Source organism: Variovorax sp. KBW07 (genome assembly GCF_003852515.1).
Taxonomy (GTDB): Bacteria; Pseudomonadota; Gammaproteobacteria; order Burkholderiales; family Burkholderiaceae_C; genus Variovorax.
The window spans coordinates 27,049-33,442 of sequence record NZ_QAJK01000103.1; the positions used below are offsets into that span (position 1 = coordinate 27,049).

General features: G+C 68.1%; 5 protein-coding genes. All 5 read right to left on the reverse strand.

Going from position 1 to position 6,394, the window contains the following annotated elements:
• Positions 1-42: 42 nt before the first annotated feature.
• Genes cobN through cobO form a run of 5 tightly spaced genes read right to left on the reverse strand, consistent with a single transcriptional unit; the run spans position 43 to position 6,268 of the window.
• Positions 43-4,110 carry a cobaltochelatase subunit CobN gene (gene cobN / locus DBV14_RS20775; RefSeq protein WP_124461613.1) on the reverse strand — a complete coding sequence of 1,356 codons (4,068 nt, stop codon included), beginning with the start codon at positions 4,108-4,110 and terminating at the stop codon, positions 43-45.
• The gene (locus tag DBV14_RS20780; protein ID WP_124461614.1) at positions 4,107-4,460 is read right to left on the reverse strand and encodes a DUF2149 domain-containing protein; all 354 of its coding nucleotides are present in this window, start codon (positions 4,458-4,460) and stop codon (positions 4,107-4,109) included. The genes cobN and DBV14_RS20780 overlap by 4 nt, the downstream gene beginning before the upstream one ends.
• Before the next feature lie 22 nt (positions 4,461-4,482).
• Complete coding sequence (locus tag DBV14_RS20785) at positions 4,483-4,956, reverse strand: MotA/TolQ/ExbB proton channel family protein (RefSeq protein WP_124461615.1); 474 nt, start codon at positions 4,954-4,956, stop codon at positions 4,483-4,485.
• Positions 4,956-5,693: a 5,6-dimethylbenzimidazole synthase gene (gene bluB / locus DBV14_RS20790; RefSeq protein WP_124461616.1), complete on the reverse strand. Its 738-nt coding sequence runs from the start codon at positions 5,691-5,693 to the stop codon at positions 4,956-4,958. Before bluB ends, DBV14_RS20785 begins: the two co-directional genes overlap by 1 nt.
• A gap of 5 nt (positions 5,694-5,698) precedes the next feature.
• Positions 5,699-6,268 (reverse strand): cob(I)yrinic acid a,c-diamide adenosyltransferase, encoded by a 570-nt coding sequence (cobO, locus tag DBV14_RS20795; protein WP_093241302.1) that lies wholly within the window; start codon positions 6,266-6,268, stop codon positions 5,699-5,701.
• Positions 6,269-6,394 lie beyond the last annotated feature (126 nt).

The window sequence follows — 6,394 nt, forward strand, 5'->3', positions numbered from 1 at the left end:
AGGCCGATTTCTCTCTTTCAGCGAACGACCAGGAGTGGCAGTTCAAGCAACCATCCCTCCACGCCGCCACTGCACCCACGCACCGAGCGCGACCAGCAGCGCCGCGCCGAACGCGACCCAGAGGCGCAGGATCAGCGTGTCGGCCACGGGCGCGGGCGCCGCGTCGGGCGTGGGTTCGAGCTTGAGGCCGGTCACGGGCTGCGTGCTGCCCGATGTGGTCTCGGCGGCCGGTGCGGGCTCGGGCCTGGACACAGGCGCAGCTTCAGGCGGAGGCGATGCCACGACCGCGGGCACCACGGGCACCACCGGCGCTCCAAGCTTCGGCGCTACATGCGCCGCAGCCGCCGACAACTCCGCCTGCGCAAACCGCTGCACCATCGCATTCCGCTCGCGCAGCCCGCTCGCACTCGCCGCTTGTTCATACGCCTGCGCCAGTTCGCGCCGGGTCTTGGCATCCGGCTTCCAGTAGTCCAGCCGCACCGCGTCGAGCATGCGCTCCAGCGTCTGCGCGAAGGCGGCGCGGTTGTCGCCTTCGAGCCATTCGCGCGTGCCCAGCTTGTACCTGTCGCGCACATAGACCTCGTGCAGCGACTGCCACTGGTCCTGCCGCACGGTGCCCGGGGCCGTGACCTGCCAGCCCCAGAGAAACTGCGCGGTCTTCAAGATTTGCAGCGTGCCGCTGTAGCCCTCGGCCTTCTGCGCTGCTATCCATTGCGGATGCAGGTAGCGGGTCTGCATTTCTCGCGCGATGGCGCCGGCGGCGGTGTCGGTGCGCACCGCGCTGCCGTCGCGCAGGTTCTGCACATAGAGCGCCGGGTCCTTGCCCGTGAGTTGCCGCACGGCCTGCGCGATGCCGCCCAGGTACTGGAACGGATCGTCGTTGGTCAGCACGCCATAGAGGTTGGAGCTGCGCGCCATCAGCGCCGCATCGACCTGCACCAGGTTGCCGGCAAACGCGCCGTGGCGTGCCGTGCCGTCCAGGCCCTTGCCGTAGGCGTGGCCCATGCGGTCCATGTAGAGCTGCGCCATCTGGGCATCGCCACCGCCCCGGCCTTGTTTCGCCCACAGGTCGCTGGCCAGTGCCGCCTCTTCGAGCCCGGCGCCGTAGCTGCCCTGCTCGTTCGAGAACACGCGCGCGGTCGACCAGCGCGTGGCTTCGGCCGGCGTCGCGCCGTCCGCGCGCAGCTTGCGTGCCAGCATCTCGCTGTGCCGCGCGACAGCGTTGTTGCCGGCTTCGTCGGGCAACGCCGCCACTTGCTGCACCGCCTCGTCGAGCCAGCGCATCACGTTCGGAAACTGATCGCGGTAGGAGCCGGTGACGCTGACCAGCACATCGATGCGCGGACGCCCCAGCTCCCGCGCCGGAATGATGTCGATGCCCGCCATGCGCCCTGCGTCGTCCCAGCGCGGCTTCACGCCCATGGCGTAGAAGGCCTGGCTCTCGAGCACGCCCTGGTGGCGCGAGGCTTCGCCGGCCCACAGCGTGAAGGCGATCTTCTCGGGGGCCTTGCCCGCATGCGTCTTCGCGTGGCCGGCGATCCATGCGTCCATCGCGGCCACCCCGGTTTCCCAGGCGGCGCGCGTGGGCACGCGGCTCGGATCGAAGCCGTAGAGGTTGCGGCCGGTCGGCAGGCTGTCGGGGTTGCGCACCGGGTCGCCGCCGTAGCTGGCCTTGAGGTAGCGGCCATCGAGCGCGGTCAGCAGGCCTTCGATTTCCTCGTTGTGCGCGAGCACGGCATCGAGCTTCTGTGCGCGCTGGGCCAGTGCAAGAAGGCTTTGCACGCCGGCCGGCGTCTTGCCCATGGCGCCGGCCGCCTGCGCGTCCGAAAGCGCCAGTTCGACCCAGCGCGCCGGCCGCGAGGTGGCCACGTTCTTCGCGTCGATCAGGAAGGCTTCGTCGACGTCTTCACCCAATGCTTCGACCAGCGGCTTGCCGAGAATCTGCAGGATCGTCATGCGGCGGCGCTGCGCATCCGGTGCCTGCCCGAAGGTCGCCAGGCCGAGCGGCTGCGCGGTCTGCGCCAGCTCGTCGAGGTACGGGTGCAACACGGCGATGAAGCCCGCGAAGTCGGCACGAATCTGCGCGGGCGTCCACTTCAGGTCGCGGTCGTAGTGCTGCCCGACGAACTCGGCCGTGAGCTGCCGTTCCATCGCGGTCTTTACCGGACCGGGCGACAGCGTCTCCCAGTCGTGCATGCGTTCGTGCATCTCCTGCACGCCGGGCCGAAAGCCCGCGGGCGCGAACATCGGCGTCGAGTGGCTCACCATGGTTGCGCGGCCGCGGCGCTTGGCGGTGGTGGCCTCGCCCAGGTTGTCCATGATGTACGGGTAGACGTTCGGCAGGTCGCCCAGCGCGAGCAGCGGGTCGTCCTGCACCGACAGGCCACGCTCCTTGCCCGCCGACCATTCGACTGTGCCGTGCGTGCCCACGTGCACCACCACGCCGGCGCCGAACTGCGTGCGCAGCCACAGGTAGGTGGCCAGGTAGCCGTGGCTCAGCGGAATGGCCGAGCGGTGGTACACCTGCCCCGCCTTGTCGCGCACCTGCGTGCCGGGCTCGAAGCGCGGTGGCTGGCGCAGCACGACCACGTTGCCGAACTGCACGCGCGGAATCACGAAAGACGGCTCGCCCGACACGGGCCGCAGCATGGTCGATTGTTCCGGCGGGCCCCAATAGCTTTCGATGCGGCGCTGCGTGTCGGCGGGCAGCGCGCGAAACCATGCGACGTAGCGCGACAGCGGCAGTGCATCGGCCAGCCCCTTGTCGAGCAACGGCTGCAGCGCATCGCCGGCCTGCTCCGTCGGGTAGTAGGCCTTCATCGTGGCTTGCACCTGCGCGATGAGCGCGTCGGCACCGGGAATGTCCGTGCGGTAGCCGGCGGATTTCATCGCGGCCAGCATGTTGTTCACGCTGCGCGGCACGTTGAGAAAAGACGCCCCGAAGTTGGCCTCGCCCGGTGGATAGTTGTAGACCAGCATCGCGACACGGCGCTCCGCTGCCGGCGTGCGTTGCAGGCGCAGCAATGCAGCGGCCTTGCCGGCCACCGCATCGACCTGGGCGGGCAGCGGCTGCAGCGTGCCGCTCGTGGCATCGCGGGCGCTGACGAGCATCGGGTCGGTCATGCCGGCCAGCTCGCTCGGGCTGTAGTACGACGCAATGTCGGACTGCGCCAGCCCGTCCTTGCTTTGCGCCCACTGCGTGGCGTCCATCGCCAGCGAAGGCAACGTTTGCAGCACCGGCACGCCGATGCGCTCCAGCTCGGCCCTGCGCTCGTTCGGGCTGAAGACCAGCGAGGCGTTGACGATCAGGTCGGCCACGCGTTTTTCTTCAGCGCCCTGCGCATGGGTCATTCGAAAGAACAGGTCCTTCTGCTGGCGCGGTCCGTAGAAGGCATAGGCGCGCAGGCCGCGCTGTTCAAGCGAAGCGATCAGGTGGTCGAGCCAGGCCGTGTCGTCGCCGGTCACGGTGGCGCTGTTGATGGCGATGGCGACCGTGCCGCCCGCGCCCGGCAATCGGTCGAGTGCGGCGAGGTCCGTCTCGATGCGCGGCCAGCCCGGGTGGTAGAGGCCGGCAAGCGGCAGGGGCACGGGTGCCGGCAACCCGGCGAGGTCGTTCACTTGCGCCAGCGCCTTCATTGCCGCGCCGAGATTCGCCGTGCCGGAAAAGCGCCAGTACTCGCGCAGCCGTTGCGCCCACGCGGCATCGACACCGCGCTCCGCTGCCAGCGGTGCCGCAACGGAAGCCTGTGCCTTGGCCACCAGGGCGAATTCGCCGACGAGCACATACGGCGTGCCGCTGCGGAAGATCGCATCGCCGAAGCGCGCCGCGGCGGCCTGCGCCACGCTGATGTGCGGTGCATCGATCACGAGCAGCCGCGCCCCGTCGATGGCGGCTGCAAGCGCATCGGGTGAATCCTTCGAAGCCGACACCACTTGCAGCGGCAGGCCCGCCTCTTGCGCTGCGGCCTGCAGCCGCACCACGCGCGCTGGCGACACCAGCGATGTGCTGAGCACCACGATGCGCGAAGGCGCCGCAGCCTGCTGCGCTTGAGCCGGCGGTGTCAGCAAGCCCAGCCACGCGAACACGAGCCAGAAAAAACCCCGCGTCACTTCCCGCCCTGCGCTGGCACCGCATCCGCCGGCACATAGACCATGGTGCCGTCTTTCAGGCGCCAGGCGGTGCCGGCCTTTTCACCGTCGCCCTGCCCCGTCGCGCCGCTGGCCTTGAAGCGCGTGATCTTCTGGCCTTCGCGCGTGATGATCTCCATGTCCGGCTTGCCCTCGTTGCGGATGATGGTCAGCTTGTCCTGCGCGAACGGATTCATCGGGTTGTTGATGACCGCGATCATCAGCATGCCGATGACCACCATGAACACGTCGATCAGGTTGATGGTCGAGAGCACCGGGTCGTCGTCGTCGCTGTCCAGGCTGCTCAATATCGAAAACTGGCGCCGGCTCATTGCGGCACCCTCGGCGCTGCGCTCATGACAACCGGTCCCTTGCATCCAGCACCGTCACCAGTTCGCGCATCAGCCAGCGCCGCCGCACGGTGTAGACCACGAAGGTAATCGAAGCCGAAGCCAATGCCACGATCACCGCGGCGAACGCGGGCGCCAGGCTCTGCGCCACGCCCTGCGATTCGCCCGAGGCCACGGCCACCAGCGCCGGCCCCATCGGGATCATGGTGGCGATCAGCCCCAGCATCGGCGCCACGCGGCTGCACAGGCGCACGCCTTCGAGCTGCTTGAGCACCACCAGCTCCATCTGCTCCTGGCTCGCGGTGGCGTGGCGCTGCAGCACCAGCGCGCGCAGCGGATCGCGGCGGCGCTGCAGGTACTCGATGCCGAAGGCGCCGAGGCAGTACACGGCGTAGACAAAGGACAGCAGCACGCCGAGCGTGACGGGCCAGAGGAACAGGCGCGCAAGCTCGAAGAGAACGGTATCAAAGGCCAGCATCAGGTGGGCTCCCCAGGCGATGGATCGGCGGATGGATTGGCGGATTGACCTGCAAAGAGGTCCGAAGGCCGGCCCCAGCATTCGTCGAACACCAGCGCCGACAACGGCTCGCGCCGGGCCCAGCGTTCGCGCTGCAGCATCGGCTCTTCATAGAAATCGTGCACCGGCCCCAGGCACAGCAAGGCGATGGGCTCGGCGCCATCGGGCAGGCCGAGCAGCACGGCAACCTCGGCCGGATCGAACAGCGACACCCAGCCCATGCCCAGCCCTTCGGCACGCGCCGCGAGCCAGAGGTTCTGGATGGCGCACGAGGCCGAGGCCAGGTCCATCTGCGGCAAGGTGCGTCGGCCGAACACATGCTTCTCGCGGCCATCGGCCAGCGTCACCACCAGCAGTTCGGCCGCATCGAGCAAGCCCTGTACCTTGAGGCGCATGAACGCGTCTTCGCGCTCGCCGAGGGCGCGCGCCGTCAGCACGCGTTCCTGCTCGACCACGGTGTGCAGGCTCTGGCGCAGCGCCTCGCCACGAACGCGAATGAAGCGCCAAGGCTGCATGAAGCCGACGCTGGGCGCGTGGTGCGCAGCCTGCAGCAACCGCCGCAGCAGATCGGGCGCGACCTCCCCGCCCGCGAAGTGGCGCATGTCGCGCCGTTCGTGGATGGCGCGGTAGACGGCCTGCACCTCGTCGGCGGCAAAGGCTTGCGCGTGCGCTTGCACCTGCACTTGCACTTGCGCCATCGGGTTCAGTCCTCGATGCCGCGCTGGGCCGGAATGCCAGCCTTGAACGCGTGCTTGACCATGGTCATCTCGGTGACGGTATCGGCCAGTTCGATGATCTCGGGCGGGCAGCGGCGGCCGGTGAGCGCAACGTGCACATGCTTGGGCCGTGCGCGCAAGGTTTCGAGCACACCCTCGAGCGGCAGCCAGCCGTAGATGAGGGGATAGGTGATCTCATCGAGAACGACGAGAAAGAAGTCGCCCGAAAGAATGGCGGCCTTGGCTTTTTCCCACCCGTCACGCGCAAGCTGGCCGGAGCGCTCGAGGTCCTGGCTCTTCCAGCTGAACCCGTCGCCGAGCCCTTCGATGGGAATGCCGATCTGCTCGAACATGCGATGTTCACCAAACCGTGCCGAGGGCACTTTCATGAACTGATAGATCTTGACGGCCTTGCCGCGGCCGTGGGCACGCAGCGCGAGTCCGAATGCCGCTGTACTTTTTCCCTTGCCGTCGCCGGTGTTGACGATGACGATGCCTCGGCGTTCACCTTCGGGCTTCTCGTACGGCTTTTCGCTGGGAGGGGTTTCTATTTGCATCGTGTTTCCAATTCGGTTTGCGCTGCTTGTGCACTGTGCTTTGAGTCGCTGTTTGTTCTTCGGGCTTTTGTTCGTCGCGCTGCTGTTCACTGTCTGCGGGGCACGGGAGTCATTCGGGGCGCGTGC

Excerpts from the sequence above, each read along its gene's own strand:
- DBV14_RS20780 (WP_124461614.1), bottom strand. The coding sequence starts at position 4,460 with ATGAGCCGGCGCCAGTTTTCGATATTGAGCAGCCTGGACAGCGACGAC.
- DBV14_RS20785 (WP_124461615.1), bottom strand. The coding sequence starts at position 4,956 with ATGCTGGCCTTTGATACCGTTCTCTTCGAGCTTGCGCGCCTGTTCCTC.
- bluB (WP_124461616.1), bottom strand. The coding sequence starts at position 5,693 with ATGGCGCAAGTGCAAGTGCAGGTGCAAGCGCACGCGCAAGCCTTTGCC.
- cobO (WP_093241302.1), bottom strand. The coding sequence starts at position 6,268 with ATGCAAATAGAAACCCCTCCCAGCGAAAAGCCGTACGAGAAGCCCGAA.